Below are 17,229 nucleotides of genomic sequence, written 5' to 3'. Positions count from 1 at the left end.
TAAAGATGTGCAGTATAAATGAATTAAATAGTATTGAATTTACAAAAAATTACTGGTCCTTTTTCTTCTTCTCTTTTTCTTCCTGACGCTGTTTTCTTTTCAGTTCACGCTCTTCTTTCTTTGTCAGGGGAACTACAGTTGCCGGTTGTTTCGCGGGTTCTGCAGGTTTAGGATCTTCCTTTTTAGGAAGTACTTCTTCTTTTTGGACCGGCTGCTGCTCTTCGGTATCCGGAACGATAAACTCTGTAGAATCCACCGCAAGACTATCCGTAGCACTGGTGTCTACGCTGTATTCCGGCGTAGGGCAGTTGATGTCCCGCGTGATCTTCACCTTCGACTTTGGAAAAGGCCCCATGGTATAGCCTGTTGAAGGGTCTTTATATACCTTTTCCATAAACTTAGCAAAGATCGGTAAGGCTGTTCTGGATCCTTCACCAGTTTCCCCATTCTTAAAATGCGCCGTACGTTCATCACAGCCAACCCAAACACCGGTAACCAGGTCTTTTGTAATCCCCATGTACCAGGCATCTACATAATCAGATGAAGTGCCGGTTTTTCCGCCAATCTGATTGTTCTTTTTCCAAAGATCCCATTCCCAGAGTGCACGGGATGTTCCACCAGGTTCATCCATTCCGCCTCTGAACATATAAAGCATCAGCCACGCAATTTCTTCGGTTAACACCCGCTTAGTTTTTGCAGTAAATTCTTCGATGATATTGTCGTCCAGATCTGTGATCTTTTCCACCAGGATCGGGTCTGTTTTGATGCCATCATTCAGAAAGGTACCATAGGCGCGGACCATTTCGAATACGGATACATCATTGGGACCTAAGCTCACGGAAGGGACAGAAGCCAGGTTGCTTTCAATGCCAGTTTCATGTGCCCATTTAACAACATTGTCAGCACCCACTTTTTCAGTAACCTGTGCCGTTACGGTATTTACAGATTTTCCCATTGCCGCACGTAATGACATTTCACGGTAACTATAACTCCAGTCTGCATTTTTTGGCTCCCAGTATTCTGTTTTGCCATTTTCCTGGTAGGCTATACTAACCGGCTTGTCTGTAAATGTATCACATGGGCTCATGCCGGATTCAAGAGCAGCCAAATAAGCAAATGGCTTAAAGGTAGATCCTGCTTGTCTTTTAGATTGATTCACGTGATCATATTTAAAGAATTTATGATCAATACCACCCACCCAAACTTTTATCTTACCGTTAAACGGGTCCAGTGTCATCATTCCGGTATTCATGATCTTTCCGTAATAGCTGATGGAGTCTAATGTAGAAAACAGGGTATCGCGGTCACCTTTCCAGGTAAAGATCTTCATCTTCTTTTTCTTATTAAAATAAGCATCAACTGAATCTGGTGTATCCTTATACTTTTTCTGAAGAAGTGAATAAATAGGGAGGTTCTTCATGGCACGGTTTGGATAGTCCACTTTATTTCCCTCAGAGTCTTCCCATGGGTTTTCATTGCCCCAAACATTATAAAACCTTTTCTGTAAGATCTTCATTTGTTCCTGAACGGCCTCTTCTGCATATTTTTGCAGCTTGGAGTCAATGGTAGTATAGATCTTCAGGCCATCCTCATACAGGTCGTAATTATTTTCTTCGCACCATTTTTCCAGGTACTTATCTACAGCAGCGCGTAAGTACGAATCTCCGTCACTGCCATTGTCAATTCTCCCTTCCTTTAACTTTAAGGGTGTATTTTTATAGGTATTTAACTGGGCAGCAGAGATGTAATCATATTTATTCATCTGGGCCAGCGCTACATTCCGTCTTTCCAGTGCCTTATCCGGGTTTTTTATCGGATTGTACATGGATGTTCCTTTGAGCATGCCCACTAACATTGCGGCTTCGGGAACATCGAGTGTATTGGCTTCTTTGTCGAAATAGATCCTGGAAGCTGTTTTAATTCCATAGGCATTATTACCAAAAGAAACTGTATTCAGGTACATGGTAATGATATCGTTCTTTTCGTAATTGGATTCCAGTTTTACAGCGGTCATCCATTCTTTAAGTTTTGGGATCAGTGTTCGAAGCACTGGAATATGGCTCAATAAACCCTGAGATTTATTGTAGCGGGTTCGGTATAGATTTTTTGCAAGCTGCTGGGTAATGGTACTGGCACCGCGTTTATCGCCGGTAGCCGTGGAAATCCCACTGGATAACAGGGAGCGGAAATCTATGCCCATGTGTTTATAGAAACGAACGTCTTCTGTAGCCACCAATGCATTGATCACGCTTGGCGAAATTTCACTGAAGTTTACAGGTGTACGGTTTTCTTTATAATAACGTCCGATCAGTTTTCCGTCTGAAGTATACAATTCAGAGCCTACACGCTGGGTAGGCGATTGAACATCATGACGGGTAGGAGAATAGCCAAATAACCATAAGAAGTTGAGCTGCAGCGCACAGAAGAAGATAATGATACAGAAAATAAATATGCTGAAGTAACGGATATATTTATTGGGAATTTCTTTAAACATGGAGATAAAGATCAAAAAAACGTAAAACAGTTAATGTTAAAAAGTGTTAAAACTTACAGTGCAAATTAACGTATTAATTCGTTGATCGCCCTATTTATAATTGAACAAGATTTGCAGGTCTTGCAGATACAAAATAAAGGCACTATTAATTTCATAAAAGCTCAATAATAACAGAAAAAAGGATCAAACGGTATACGCCTTTAAAACGCACCTAAATTTAGATGATACGTTTTAAAGGCGTAAAACAAAGATAATAAAATAGAAGTTTATTTAAAGAGAAACATATTGCTTCACAAAATTCACCCAGTCTATACCGAAAGGAATATTCAGGTAATGGCCTTCAGGAGTGATGAGCACTTTTGTAGGATATCCAAGGATGTTAAAGCGTTTTGCAATGCTGTCATCTGCCATCGCCACCGGAAACGAATAGTTAAACTGATTCATGTAGGAGTTCACATTTTCTTTGGAATCGTTGCAGGCAATGGTTAACAGGTCAATCCGGCCTGAAAGATCTGATTGACTGCTTTGATAAAATTTCTGTAAAACGGGATGTTCTTCCCTGCATGGACCACACCAGGTACCCCAAAAATCAATAAGCATCCATTTTCCGGTAAGCGCAGCAGATGAATAGATAGTTCCATTCATGCCTTTCATGTTAAAAGCAGGTACTTTATCTAAACTAGCATTGATTTGCTCGCGCCAAAATTTCTCAAAACTTTCTCTTTTAGAAAAGTGCTCCGCGTAAAATGTTCTCAGACTATCCTTAAATGGAACGGGATTGGAAATGGCCAGATCGAGGAGCGTATTCAATCTTTCATTTTTATCACCGTTTTGTGTGTTTAGCCGATTTAAATAATCAATTTGAAAACGGTTGGTTTGGCTATTGGCAAAATAGAACGCTTCGTTGAAATACGCATTGTATTTATGAATATCTGTAAGGTCCGGGCTGTATTTTGCAGCGGTTTTTAAATAGGATAAAGATCCATTCAGGTCGCCGGACCGGATCAGTTTGCTGGCCTTGAAATGATTGGCAGCGGCATACATGTACCGGTACCATGCACGACGCTCAAGCAGCAGATTGGTAGAATTATTTATATTGATGATGGGTTGTTCATCAGATAATTTACCAATCAGTACCGAAAGAAGTGCTTCTGATTGCTTCTCCAGTTTCTTTTCGGGCTCAACGGCGCTGTAGATTAGCAGACCATAGGTTGCCGACCGATTCTGATACCCATCTTTTTGAGATCGAACCAATTCAATAAAAGTGCTGGTTAAGCTCGACAGTTTGGTAAGATCAGCTGACGATTGCTTTATTTCAGCAAAAAGATATAGTGGTTCCACGCTTTTAACAAGCGTGGAATTGTTGTCATGATGCAGTAAGCGTATGGTTTCATAACAGTTTTTTACCACTTTGCTATAGTCTTCTTCAAAAACTGTATAGTTGCTTTTATCAACTTTCTCCTTCATTTTTTGTTTAGTCGACTCCAAAAAATAAGTGAAAACATCCATATGCAGCGCTTCTTTCAAATAACCGGCATATTCAGGATTTTCAGCCAGTTTTTTAGCGTAAAATAAAGCTGAATCCGGGTTATTATGATAATAGTTCAAAAAGCCATCACGATAGGAAGCAGGGGTATTCTGATATTGAGCAATCAGGTTAAACCCGGTCAGGAACATTAAAAGGGTAAGTAGTTTACAGCTTAACTTCATAAAAAACAGGTTATAGGTTCTCGAATTTTTTCATATAGTTTAGGTACTTTTTATATTCTGCTACAGACATCTTTTGGATCTTCTGCTGGTATTCCGGATTGCTCAGATAAAGTGCCAATTGATTGAGTCTGTCATGCATAAATATGTATTCTCTTTTCACCAGCGGGTATCCATCAAATTCAGTTGTAATACTATCTGCTCTCTTTTGAAATTCAGGCGTGTACCTGAATCCTGCTTTTTTAAGCTGCGCTTCGACTGCAACCATGTCAGCTATTATTTCGGGGCTGCCATATCTTGGACTCTTTAAAACCCCTTCCAGGTTTTTGACATGTAAACGGGCTTGTTTGTACATTTTTTCAAGCGCAGGATCAAAGTAACCATTGCTGCTTATGGCCGGATCTGGATTTTTAACCGCCGAAGAAGTGCCTTCTGCTGTCGCTGAACTTTGATTAACCTGTAACTTTTTATGGAGAGCCAAACTTTCATCAATAGATGAATCGTTTTCTTCCCCTTTGGAAATGGCCCCATTGTTAAACAGCGGGCTAATCCATGCTACACTACCAATAGAACCAATAGAAAGAAGGACTACAAAGAGCAGATTTCGGGCACTTATCGTCAGTTTTTCAGCTTTCATGATCCGGTCGATCCGGGTGAGCAGCCTGTACTTTTTACTTTTAGCAGCCAGTGCCAGGCTTAAATGCCCATTGTCGGTTTGTTCGAGTTTTAAAAGGGCATGGGCATAGAGTAAAGGGTTATTGGTGACTTTAACCACCAAATCATCGCAGCTGTTTTCCCGCTCGCCCTCAATAATGGTGTTGATCAGCTGAACAAAGGGATTAAAGAAAAGAATGATGCCAATAAACCGCTGGATCAGATTAACGACAAAGTCATTCCTTTTGACATGCGCAAGCTCATGAAGCAGAATGGTTTCGGCCTCATCAGTAGATAGGTTACAGGTAAAGGAAAAGGGCAGGAGAATCAATGGCCTGGCATAACCAATAATGCCTGGCACATTAACCAGACGGCTATGCATAACGGCTACCTGTTTTTTAATGCCAAACTTGGTGGTCAACTGTTTAACAAGCTCAGCAATGGAATTGGGAACCGGCGATAATGAACCTCTGATGCGCCTGATGGCATTCCATGTAAATCCAAGCTTAACAAGCTGAAATAGTAAACCGATAAGGTAAACCAGTGTGATATAGGGCAGATAATCGTCTATAACATGAATATAAGGGTAGGCAGCGTCATTAACCGATAGGATCGGCCCTGACTCACTGACAGTAGGAAACACCACTGAATTGCCTGCGTATACAAGTGGTTTAACCGTGTTTGCTTCATCATTTATAGTGAATATGAACCACCCGGTTAAAGTAAACAGTGCCGCCAGAGACAGATTATGCTTTTTAGCCGCTGAAATTGACGGGAAGCAAACCAATATGATTTTTAATAATAAAAATATCAATAGTCCTTGCCATAACGAATGAACAATAGACATTCCAAGAATGTGGCTTATAGCTTGTGTGAAGTTTTCCATTACGTATTCTTGTTGTTTTGATCAAATTGTTCCAGATATTTTTTGATGGTCTCTATTTCATCTTTTGAGGTTTTATGCCTGCCGAGTGCCTGGATGACCAGGTCGGATGCCGAACCGGTAAATACTGTAGAGATGAGTTTATCCAGGAATGTTTTTTGAGTTTCATCGCGACTGATCAAAGCTTTATAGATATGGGTTTTCGAACTTGCATCCCGTTCTACCATGCCCTTGTCAAACATGACCTGCATTTGCTTTAGAGTAGTGGTATACACGGAATCTTTGGTTTTAGCAAGTTCTTCATGTACTTCGCGAACGGTGCAATGGTCTTTCTCCCAAATTACCTGTAATATTTCCAGTTCACTTTCGGTTGGTTTAAATTTCATAATTTGATCTACGATATTTGTCGTACAATAGTACGATAAATATCGTAGATCAAAGAAATATTCTATATTTTTTATCATATTGTAAACAATTCATGCTAAAATTTTATTACGCTACATATAAATAAAAGTAAAATACCTTATGAGAGATGAATTAACGCAGTATTTGGCTACGCCAGGAAAAAAGGTCTCCCTTAAAAACTATTCAACTACTTATAAAGGTCCCATTGAAAAAGATGCAGGAAAAGAAGAGTTGCGGGAGATCAAATGTGAGCTGAGTTCTTACCAGGAAACTTTATACGCTGCAAATTCAAATTCTGTACTGATCATTTTTCAGGCGATGGATGCTGCCGGTAAGGATAGTGCCATACAGCATGTAATGTCGGGATTAAATCCGCAGGGCTGTCAGGTCTATAGTTTTAAGACCCCAACTTCTGAAGAATATGAACATGATTTTCTATGGCGTCATTATAAAGCATTGCCCGAACGGGGCAGGCTTGGCATTCATAATCGCTCACACTATGAAAATGTGCTGGTGTGCAAGGTTCATCCGGAATATATACTCAACGAAAAAATTCCTGAATACCGGGATGAAAAGAAGATTGACGGTAAGTTCTGGAAGAAACGTTATGAAAGTATCCGCAATTTTGAACAGCATCTCCATGAAAACGGAACCATCATCATTAAGATCTTTCTCCATGTATCTAAAGACAAGCAAAAAGAGCGTTTTCTGGAACGGATCAATAACCCGGTAAAGAACTGGAAGTTCTCTTCATCAGACATTACCGAGCGTGAGCTATGGCCGCAATATATGAAAGCCTATGAAGACGCAATTACAGAAACATCAACCGAACAATCACCATGGTTCATTGTTCCGGCAGATAAAAAATGGTATGCCCGATTGGTCATTAGCAAGATTTTAGCAGATACCCTTGATCAATTGAAGCTCAAATTTCCGGTTTTGGAAAAGGATGAACAACAAAAATTGGATGAGATAAAAGAACAATTACTTAATAATTGAGTACATTTGCATCGCTTTTTGGTTCCTGATCTCATAAATCAGGATTAAAAGGGAATACGGCGTAAATCCGTAACTGTCCCGCAGCTGTAAGCTCTAGAACGGTATTCAAATCAAAACCACTGACCATTCTTTTTAAAAGACGTGTTGGGAAGGAAGGATACCGGGAGTAAGTCAGAAGACCTGCCATAAAGTATAATTTCATAGCTTTCGGGGATTGAAGCTAGGAGTGAGTGCTTTATACATGTATTTCATTTCCTTGATCTAACTGTTTGCTGTGGGTAATTGCTCACATCAAAAATGAGAAGAAACAAAAAAGCCTTAACCGGCCTGTGTCATCTTTCTGCTTTTTTAACCCTATTGGGGTCATGCCTTTTTATGCCTGTTTTTTTGTATGCACAAACCGATACGACTGCCACCAGGTTAGCCGATTCTATCAACAGACTTAAGGAAGTACAGATTAAATCACAAAAGCTAAATAGGCGGCAAACTTCTTCTACACCACTTCAAATATTATCAGGGGCCGATCTGGAACGGCTGAACAGTTTATCTGTTGCCGATGCAGTTCGCTTTTTTTCAGGCGTACAGTTAAAGGATTACGGAGGGATAGGCGGTTTAAAAACCATCAATGTAAGAAGTCTCGGAACAAATCATACCGCCGTATTTTATGATGGCGTTCAACTCGGAAATGCACAGAACGGACAGGTAGATCTTGGTAAATACAGCCTGGATAATATTGAAGAAATTGAATTGTACAATGGTCAGAAAAGTACGATCCTGCAATCTGCAAGAGGATTTAGCGCGGCCAGCTCACTCTACCTGAAAGCGAAACAGCCTGTTTTTGAAAAAGGCAGAAACAATAATCTGCGCGCAGGAGTTAAAACGGGGTCATTCGGACTGGTTAATCCTTCTGTATTGTGGCAAAGCAAGCTCAGCAATAGTTTAAGCAGTACCGTTAGCGCAGCGTATACCCAGGCAACCGGAAAGTATAAATTCAGGTATACCAATGGGGTATACGATACCACAGCCATACGCAGCAACGGAGATGTGGAAAGAATGCGGCTGGAACTTGGGCTGAATGGTAATTTTGCAGACAGCAGTTCCTTTAGTGCAAAGGTTTATATCTATAACGATGAAATGGGACTGCCCGGAGCCATCATCAGCAATAAATTTGATTATCTGCAAAGAACCTGGAACCGGAATGTCTTTGTACAATCTGCTTATCAGAAAATGGTTAGCAAAAGGTACAGCATTCTGGCTGCAGCAAAATTTGCCTACGACTATAACCGGTACCTTAACCCTGAAAATGTATCCTTAAACGGTATCTTAGACAATAGGTTCCATCAAAAGGAACTTTACCTTTCTCTCGCAAATCAGTATCAGATCAATCCCTTTTGGGATGTGGTACTTTCTACAGATTACCAGTACAATACGTTGGATGCCAATCTATTTAGCTTTGCTTATCCAGACAGGCAGAATGTTTTGGCCGCACTGGCAACCCGGTTAAATTTTAATAGTTTCGACATACAGGCCAACCTGCTTGGAACGTATGTGTACGACCGTGTAAAAGACGGCACACCTGCAGGTACCAAACAGAAACTAACGCCTACAGTGATGCTTTCATGGCAGCCATTTAGCGGTAAGGAATTCCGCATCCGGTCATTCTATAAACATATTTTTAGAATGCCAACATTCAACGATTTGTATTACACCGATTTTAGACGGAATTATATACGCCCGGAAAACACAGTGCAGTACGACTTGGGAGTAACGTATATCAAAGCCTTCGATAAACTGGTCCTTAAACAATTCTCCGTTCAGGCTGATGTGTATTATAATAAAGTGAAAGATAAAATTGTATCCGTTCCAGCCAATAATCCACAGCGCTGGAGCATAGAGAATATAGGAGAAGTGGAAATCCGTGGACTGGATGTCAACATACAGAATATCTGGCAGATTAACCCGGAGGTTGAGCTGACTACAGGAATTAATTATACGTACCAGGATGCAGTGGATGTAACGCCAAATGAAACTTCGACTTACAAACGTCAGATCCCATATATCCCGGTTCATAGCGGATCATTCCTGGCTGGAGCTGGCTGGCGTGCCCTGGCTTTAAACTATAGTTTTATTTACACCGGACAACGGTACAATCAAAAGGCCAATATTTTAGCAAATTATGTAGAGCCCTGGTATACACATGACCTCGCTTTACATTACCAGGTAAGATCAGCTATGCATAAAATAAAAATAACGGCAGAAGTAAATAATCTGTTGAATCAATATTATGATGTTATAGCCAATTTTCCTATGCCGGGGCGGTCCTATCGTTTTACATTAACCTATACCTATTAAAAATGAAAATAAGCCAATCGGATATTTTAAAATACAGACGAACATCACTTCTATTTTTAGAAGCCATACTTTCAAATGGAGGAAGACTATCAAAAAAGTTTCTTGTTGTAATTTCGATCATGTTTTCGGTTACATTCATATCCTGCCGTAAAGAAGCCCAGCCGATTCCTGAGGAAGTGGTAGACACACTTTTCCCTGCAGAACCAAATGCAGTTGTAAAAGGACTTTACCTGGTAAATGAAGGTAATATGGACATGAATAAGGCCTCTCTGGATTATGTAGATTTTACTAAAGGCCAATACCGCAGAAATGTGTACAACCAGGCCAATCCAGAGGTGACTAAAGGTCTCGGTGATGTTGGAAATGATATTGGTGTGTATGGCTCCAAGCTGTATGTAATTGTAAATAACTCAAATAAGGTAGAAGTATTGAACGTGAATACGGGTAAGCGAATTCAGCAAATAGACATCACCAATTGCCGCTACATTACGTTTAGTAATGGCAAGGCCTATGTAAGTGCTTACCTGGGTACAATCGGTGATCCGAACTCGCCCAATGGTATTGTAGCACAAATAGATACGGGTACTTTAAAAGAGATCAAACGAATAGATGTGGGCAGACAGCCGGAAGAAATGGCTGTAGTGGACAACAAATTGTACGTCGCAAATTCAGGCGGATATACACCTTCAAACTATGAACATACGGTATCGGTAATTGATCTGGCCACATTTACTGAAACTAAGCGAATTGATGTGGGGATTAACCTGCACCGGTTAAAGGCAGATAAATATGGAGATCTGTATGTAACCTCAAGAGGTGATTACGGCGATATTCCATCGAAGTTATTTGTGATCAGTACACAAACCGATCGGGTTAAAAAGACATTTGATATTGCAGCCGGTAATTTGGTCATATCTGATGATCTGGCCTATATCTACAGTGATGAGTTTAATGTAATTACCGGGCAGTCTACGGTTTCTTATGCAATGCTGAATGTAAAGGACGAGACATTGCTTACCCGGAAATTTATTACGGATGGTACCGATAAACTGATTAAAAAGCCTTATGGAATTGCCATTCATCCAATCACAAAAGATGTTTTCGTAACCGATGCCACAGACTACATAACGCCTGGTGTGTTGTATTGCTTCGATACCAGTGGTAAGAAAAAATGGTCCGTTCAAACAGGGGATATCCCTGCTCAGTTTGCCTTCATTTATAAATAGAATAATAAAAACAATTAAATACAATGAATAAAACAACTCTAAATTACGGAAAACTGATCGCTATGTCGCTGATTGGTATTTCAACATTTACTTCCTGTAAGAAAGACAGGGGCCTGGTCGTATTGGAGCCGGTACCGACATCAACGCTTGGTATATATGTGCTGTGTGAAGGACCCTACGGAACTGCAAATAACAGCTCCATCACCTATTATGATGCTGCAACGGGAACTTCCGACAAAGATTACTTCAAAAAACAGAACAATACAGATCTTGGTACCAATGCCAATGACCTTAAACTATATGGCAGCAAAATGTACTGTGTAATTACAGGAACAACATTTGAAGCAAAAGACTCTTACCTGGAAGTGATCAGCATTGCTACTGGTAAGTCCATTAAAAGGATCTCATTATCTGATGCAGCAGCTGGCTTTTTGCCAAGGTTCATCGTATTTAATAAAAATAAGGCTTATGTTTCCGGTTACGACGGCAGCATCACGAAAATTGATACCGCAAGCCTGACCATTGATGGCAGACTTAAAGTAGGTGGTGCCCTTGAAGAAGTTGCGGTAGTAAACAACAAGTTATACGTAACAAACTCGGCGCACTTTCAATTTGGAACAGCAGACAACTCATCGGTTTCTGTAGTAGACCTGAATACCTTTACGAAAACCAAAGACATCACTGTAGGATTTAACCCAACCCGCATTTCAGCAACAAACTCAGGAGACCTTTTTGTACTTACCAAAGGTAACTACGCTGACATTAAGCCATCTCTGGACAAAATAAACAGTATATCTGATACTAAAACGGGTACAAACGATAAAGTTAGCCTGGAGTTTTTAAGAGTGACCGGAACCAAAGGTTTTGTGATTGGAGATTATTTGGATCCTTACTTTAAATCTTTCAACCTGGGTACTGGAGAACTGGAGTCGAATTTCATTACCGATGCCACCGTAATTAACAGCCCTTATGGCGTAACGATCAACACATTTAACAATGAGGTTTTGGTATCTGATGCAAATTTCTATGGCGCCGAAGGAAAAGTAATTGGTTTTACTGCTGCAGGAGTGAAGAAATTTGAATTTAAAACCGGATCTGCACCACAAACTGCCGTATTCAACTACAGCTACAAATAGAAATAAATTAACAAACTAATACATAATGATGAGCGTAAAAAACTACCTGCTGCTGGCTTTATTAAGCTTAAGTATTTTGACAGCCTGTAAGAAAGATGAAGAGGAAGTAATTTTAGCACCCAATGTTAAAATGGCGGTTGGAGTAACTGCATTTACCGGGCAGGTTGCGACAATGGTTGTCCTTAAGGCTGAAAATCAGCTTGGCAATAGCTATGATCAGGAATGGACACTGAATGGAGAAGTGAAAAGCAATACTTCGATCTTTGAATTTACACCACCAAAATCGGGAACGTATGTCATCAAGTATAAAGCAACGAATTCTGCCGGATCATTTACACATGAATATACGGTGACTGTAGGTGTTCCTGAAGTTCCTGTAACTGCAAACAGCAATATGTATGTGACTAAATTCTTCGAATTCGGACCTGCAGCCGGTCAGTTTATGAATGAAGCAGGCTGGGGTGCGCAAACCAGTGCAGAAACCATTGTCGGTAAAAAAGCAACTACCGGCGTAAGCTTAGGTTCTTTTGGTGGTTTTGCCGTTTATGGTTTTGACCATACGGTAATCAACCAGGCAGATAAGGAAGACATCATTGTTTATGGCAACGCATTCGCTAATTTTTCTGAACCAGGTGTGGTTTGGGTAATGCAGGATGAAAATGGCAATGGTAAGCCGGATGATACCTGGTATGAGCTTGCAGGAAGTGAGTTTGGTAAACCTGGATATGTAAGAGATTATGCAGTGACCTATACCAGGCCAACGCCACCGGTTTTAAGCGTATCGTGGAAAGACAATAAAGGAAATACGGGTGTAGTTAAACAAAGTTTCCATAAACTGGTACACTATCCGCTATGGATCCCTGAAAATGAATTTACCCGTACTGGTACCTTATTGCCTTCTACAGGAATTAAAGGCAGTGTTTCTGCAGCTTTTGAATATGGTTATGCAGATAACAATAAAGCAGGAAGTGATAAAGTAGATATTGCAAATGCAATAGATAAAGATGGAAAGAAAGTAACACTGAAAGGGATCGACTTTATTAAGATCCAGACTGGAATTATGGCAGATCTTACTATACTTGGCGAGCTGTCTACTGAAGTTGTAGGTATTGCCGACTTAAGCCTGGTTAAATAACAATTGCGGTTTAAACAAAATGCCGCGTTTTATTTTCCGAAGGAAATACTATAACTTTGCATCATAAATTAAAAATATGTCTGAATCTAAATTCAATCAACGTACAGCAATTCTTTTGCTGATCGTACTGCTGATCACTGTACTCCGTACAGTAGCTCCTTTTTCCGATAATTTTAAGGATATCGCAAACTTTTCTGCGGTAGGGGCAATTACATTATTCAGTGGTGCATATTTTAAAAATGCATTTAAATCGTTTGGCATACCATTGGCTACCTTGTTAATAACTGATCTGATCCTTTCCTTAACCATCTATAAGGAATACAGCACCGGCTTTTTGTATGAAGGCTGGTACTGGACATACCTTGCTTTTGCACTAATGGTTCTTGCAGGCAGGTTGATCGTTAAGAAAGTAAATGTGCTGAACTTTGTTCTGGGTACTTTTGCAGTGGTATTGATCCACTGGATCGTTACCGACTTTGGCGTTTGGCTTGGTTCTTCCATGTATCCTCAAACCTTATCCGGTTTTTGGCTGTGCTTATACAGCGCAATACCTTTTGAACTGAGGTTCGTTTATGGAACTATTGCTTATGGTATATTAATGTTCGGTTCTTTTGAACTGTTAAAAGTAAAATATCCATACTTAAGCCTGGCTAAGGAAAGAGCCATTTAGAGAACGTTGAGAACGTTTGAGAACGTTAGTGAACATTCTGAAAACGTTTGAGAACGTTTGAAACGCAATCAGATCAAATCAGAAATCATTTAAAGAACTTTAAAAAGCGTTTAGCAGTAAACGGCATATAGAAAAGGCGCCCAACAGGCGCCTTTTTCGTCCTTAATTTTTTATGGTTATGAAAAAGAAATTGGTGGTGCTTACCGGAGCAGGGATCAGCGCAGAAAGCGGATTGAAAACCTTCAGGGACAGCGATGGCCTGTGGGAAGGATATAATGTTTACGATGTAGCCACTCCGGAAGCCTGGCAAAAAGACCCGGCCCTGGTACAGGACTTTTACAATCAAAGACGCAGGCAGGTAATTGATGCCTTGCCTAATGCGGCACACCGGCAATTGGCCGCACTCGAAGCACATTTTGAGGTACTGATCATTACCCAAAACATAGACGATCTGCATGAGCGTGCGGGATCATCCAATGTTACCCATCTGCATGGGGTAATTACGCGTTCGCAATCGGATCTCGATCCTCAGCTGACCTATCCAATTACAGGCTGGGAAATTGAAATGGGGACATTCTGCGAATTGGGTTCACAGCTTAGGCCACATGTGGTCTGGTTTGGAGAAGCAGTGCCAATGATCCAGAAGGCTGCAGAGATTTGTTCTGAAGCAGATATCTTTATGCTGATCGGCACTTCCTTAGCCGTTTATCCTGCCGCAGGCCTCATAGATTTTGTTCCGCGGTTAACACCAAAATACATTATAGATCCAAAGAGCCCTGATGTTAAACGCTACCAGAATGTCATTAAGATCGAAAAAAAGGCTACCTCCGGTGTTGCAGAAGCAGCAGGCCTGCTGCTTAATGATCTTACATAATGGTAATGCCAACGTTCCAGCCAAGCCATCCTTTAACATTCGGATCAAAACTGTGGTGCTTTGCTGGTGCAATCTGTTGTTTGTATCCTTTCGCACTGGAGCCTGTAGGGGCATTACTCGAGTAAATGGAGTATACTGGTCCGCCGTATAACGTAAGTCCCTTAAAGACCTGCAATTGCAGGTTGGTTTGAATCCTGGTTAACGTGTTGGTATAGTCCCAGTTACCAAGGTACAGGAATTGCCCGGTTATTTCTGCCGCTGCAGAAAGGGTATTATTGAATATAATGTCGTGACCAAATCCTAAACCCGCAGTTTCTATGCGGGCAGAGTCGCCGTAATTTTTACCGGCCAGTATAATATTGTACAATTTCGAATTGCCCGTTTTTAAAGAGATGTTCGCATGGATCGTTTCATTGGAGGACAGGCTGATCTTGTGATAGCCATGATGCACATAATTGATCAGGCCAATACTATAACCTGTATTTCTGCCAGAAATATTGATCAGGCCGATTTGAACCCCATTCATATCCGTAGCGTAGTTAACCAGGCCGGCAATCTGCATTCCATTCAGGCTTTTGGAGGTAATGTTCCCAAGTCCTGCAATTTGTATTCCGTCTGTAGCCTTACTGGTAATGTTGCCCAATCCGGCAACCTGAATGCCAGTTAAAGAATCTGACACTACATTTCCTAAACCAGCAAGCTGTATACCTTTTGCATTTTTTATGACATGGTTAAACAGGCCTGCCATTTGTATGCCTTCCATATTTGTCCGTACATCATTTACTAAACCGGCACCCTGCACACCTTCTACAGAACCACCCACTGTATTAAACAATCCGGCAAATTGAACAGACCTCACATTTCCTTTGTTAATATTGAACAGTCCGGCCAGTTCAACACCATCTACACCGGCAGTATAACCGCCAAGGATATTCAAAGACAGCTTATTCACAACTTGTGAGCTCATGATGCCATGAGAACTAAAGCCAGGAAGGATTGATGCCTGAAAAGGGCTGTTTGCGAGATAATATGGAATGTTTAAACTTTGGATCCGTTGCCTGGATGAAATAAAGAACCTGCTGATGCCCGAATTTTCTATGGAATTGAAAACCGCAGTGCCCCAGCCCATACCACCGTCTTTAACACCTTCGGGCTTAATGGCAATATCCGATAAAAAAACAAGAGAAGTATCGCGGTAAGATTCTTTGCTGGCAGTTAATACCACTGCATTGTAATCCCCTTTAAACTTAAGACTGAAAAAACCATTATCGTCCGTAAGGGTCGATTGAATTAAGCGTTTTTCGTATACACTGGCCTGTTTAACTTTTTTCCCGGTTCGGGTATCCACAATAAACCCGCTGATCAGGTATAGGTTGTCGGCCGTAGTAATGTTCTCCGGTTCAATGGTCAGGTGATTTGCTGCATATCGCAGGATGATGTATTCCCCGTTTTCCTTATAATCTACCTTTCCATCGAAAAGCTGATCAAGGACATCCCTAACCGGCATGTCCTTTACTTTAATGTTTACGATGCTGTCCTGTTTCAGGATGGAGGTGCTGTACGCAAAGTAAAAATTGCAGTCTTTACTCATTTTACTCAACACGCCGGATATTGGCTGCTGCCTGATGTCCAGGTTAACATAGCGGTCTAAATTCCTCCTGTTTGGAGTTGCCGGGTTTTGTGCGTAACAGAAACCGGTTAGAACCAGCAGGATCAATAAGAGTCTAAATTTCATCATTTGACGTTAGACAAAAAGATTTGAGTACCGTTACGTGTAATTTTAAGTCCTGCTACCGCATCAGCAATTAATTTTAAATTATAGTCGAGCGGCTTATCCTGTTTCAGGGTAATAAAGATCTTTTCCGTTTTAAGCGTAGGATCAAGTACAATATCTGCATTATAGCCCTCATTCAGTGCATCAATGAGTAAGATCAGCGGGGTATTGTTGGCAATAAAAACTTTACTTCTGTAATAATTGTAGAGGAGTTCGGTGTTTTTCTCTTTGATCAGCTTTTTTGAAGATCCTTTGATCAAAGCTTTTTCTCCTTTTACCAAAACAATTTCTTCTGCGCCCAGCCTGACTTTTACAATTCCTGTTTCTACAATGACTTCAGTTTCATCTTGAAGGTGTTTCACATTAAATGAGGTACCTACCACTGTTACCGACACTTTATCTGCATCGATCACAAAGGGTCTTGCTTTATCGGGGGCAACATTAAAAAATACATTACCCTTAGTTAAGCGGATGCTGCGGTGTTCTTTAAAGTTACGTGCATAGCTGATCTCTGAGTTCTTGTTTAAAATGATCTCAGAACCATCTGGAAGCTGCTCGGTAACCACCTGGTTTCCTGCAATTAACGCAGTATATTTTGGGTTAAATAGCGAGTAAGCCATCCATGCACCAAATATGGCAATGAATACTGCTGCTATTTTTAACCAGGGATAAGGCTGTCTTAACGGACGTATCACAGCAGTTTGTGCTGGTGTGGCCTTAGCTTTGAATTTTAGCCAGGCCTGGTTCTCATCAATATCACTTGCTAAGGCCAATTTTTTACTGGCATCCCAGATCTTTTCCAGCTGAATATATTTATCCCTGTTGGCAGGGTCAGCAGACAGCCATTCAACGATCTCCGTATTTTCTTCTTCATTTGCTTCTTTTAAAAGAAACTTTATCAATAATTCGTCAGTCATCTT

The 17,229-nt window shown here is 40.7% G+C and carries 13 protein-coding genes and 1 riboswitch; of the genes, 7 read left to right on the top strand and 6 right to left on the bottom strand.

Going from position 1 to position 17,229, the window contains the following annotated elements; genetic code table 11:
* Positions 1-49: 49 nt before the first annotated feature.
* From ATK78_RS05840 to ATK78_RS05825, 4 genes are all read right to left on the bottom strand, one after another.
* Positions 50-2,494 carry a transglycosylase domain-containing protein gene (locus ATK78_RS05840; protein WP_133575086.1) on the bottom strand — a complete coding sequence of 815 codons (2,445 nt, stop codon included), beginning with the start codon at positions 2,492-2,494 and terminating at the stop codon, positions 50-52.
* Positions 2,495-2,764: 270 nt separating this feature from the next.
* On the bottom strand, positions 2,765-4,204 hold the full coding sequence (locus ATK78_RS05835; RefSeq protein WP_133575085.1) for a TlpA family protein disulfide reductase: 1,440 nt from the start codon (positions 4,202-4,204) through the stop codon (positions 2,765-2,767).
* Positions 4,205-4,214: 10 nt separating this feature from the next.
* A complete protein-coding gene (locus ATK78_RS05830; RefSeq protein ID WP_133575084.1) occupies positions 4,215-5,741 on the bottom strand; it encodes a M56 family metallopeptidase in 1,527 nt (508 codons plus the stop codon).
* On the bottom strand, positions 5,741-6,124 hold the full coding sequence (locus tag ATK78_RS05825; RefSeq protein ID WP_133575083.1) for a BlaI/MecI/CopY family transcriptional regulator: 384 nt from the start codon (positions 6,122-6,124) through the stop codon (positions 5,741-5,743). The genes ATK78_RS05830 and ATK78_RS05825 overlap by 1 nt, the downstream gene beginning before the upstream one ends.
* A 139-nt stretch (positions 6,125-6,263) precedes the next feature.
* Here ATK78_RS05825 and ATK78_RS05820 point away from each other — a divergent pair, with 139 nt between their 5' ends.
* The 7 genes from ATK78_RS05820 to ATK78_RS05790 all read left to right on the top strand — a co-directional run bounded on the left by ATK78_RS05820 (position 6,264) and on the right by ATK78_RS05790 (position 14,535).
* Positions 6,264-7,142, top strand: coding sequence for a polyphosphate kinase 2 family protein (locus ATK78_RS05820; protein WP_133575082.1), 879 nt, complete (start codon positions 6,264-6,266; stop codon positions 7,140-7,142).
* A 2-nt stretch (positions 7,143-7,144) separates the two neighbouring features.
* Positions 7,145-7,344, top strand: a riboswitch (cobalamin riboswitch).
* A gap of 95 nt (positions 7,345-7,439) precedes the next feature.
* Entirely contained in the window at positions 7,440-9,494 is a 2,055-nt protein-coding gene (locus tag ATK78_RS05815) for a TonB-dependent receptor plug domain-containing protein (RefSeq protein WP_133575081.1), read from the top strand.
* A 2-nt stretch (positions 9,495-9,496) separates the two neighbouring features.
* Positions 9,497-10,720: a YncE family protein gene (locus ATK78_RS05810; RefSeq protein WP_243732455.1), complete on the top strand. Its 1,224-nt coding sequence runs from the start codon at positions 9,497-9,499 to the stop codon at positions 10,718-10,720.
* 23 nt (positions 10,721-10,743) lie between these two features.
* Positions 10,744-11,856, top strand: coding sequence for a YncE family protein (locus ATK78_RS05805; RefSeq protein ID WP_133575080.1), 1,113 nt, complete (start codon positions 10,744-10,746; stop codon positions 11,854-11,856).
* Between the two features lie 25 nt (positions 11,857-11,881).
* Positions 11,882-12,991, top strand: a complete 1,110-nt coding sequence (locus ATK78_RS05800) for a cell surface protein (RefSeq protein WP_243732454.1) — start codon at positions 11,882-11,884, stop codon at positions 12,989-12,991.
* A gap of 76 nt (positions 12,992-13,067) precedes the next feature.
* On the top strand, positions 13,068-13,661 hold the full coding sequence (locus ATK78_RS05795) for a DUF6580 family putative transport protein (RefSeq protein WP_133575079.1): 594 nt from the start codon (positions 13,068-13,070) through the stop codon (positions 13,659-13,661).
* 178 nt (positions 13,662-13,839) lie between these two features.
* Positions 13,840-14,535 carry an SIR2 family NAD-dependent protein deacylase gene (locus tag ATK78_RS05790; RefSeq protein WP_133575078.1) on the top strand — a complete coding sequence of 232 codons (696 nt, stop codon included), beginning with the start codon at positions 13,840-13,842 and terminating at the stop codon, positions 14,533-14,535.
* On the opposite strand, the gene ATK78_RS05785 is transcribed toward ATK78_RS05790, so the two are convergent.
* Together ATK78_RS05785 and ATK78_RS05780 are read right to left on the bottom strand one after the other, a co-directional pair.
* Entirely contained in the window at positions 14,528-16,273 is a 1,746-nt protein-coding gene (locus ATK78_RS05785; RefSeq protein WP_243732453.1) for an STN and carboxypeptidase regulatory-like domain-containing protein, read from the bottom strand. The two genes, ATK78_RS05790 and ATK78_RS05785, sit on opposite strands and share 8 nt — an antisense overlap.
* Complete coding sequence (locus ATK78_RS05780; RefSeq protein ID WP_133575077.1) at positions 16,270-17,226, bottom strand: FecR family protein; 957 nt, start codon at positions 17,224-17,226, stop codon at positions 16,270-16,272. The genes ATK78_RS05785 and ATK78_RS05780 overlap by 4 nt, the downstream gene beginning before the upstream one ends.
* Positions 17,227-17,229 lie beyond the last annotated feature (3 nt).

This window comes from Pedobacter metabolipauper, assembly GCF_004362715.1.
GTDB classification, from domain to species: domain Bacteria; phylum Bacteroidota; class Bacteroidia; order Sphingobacteriales; family Sphingobacteriaceae; genus Pedobacter; species Pedobacter metabolipauper.
Note: the sequence above shows the minus strand (reverse complement) of the source record. Positions and strands in the feature narration are given on the sequence as shown.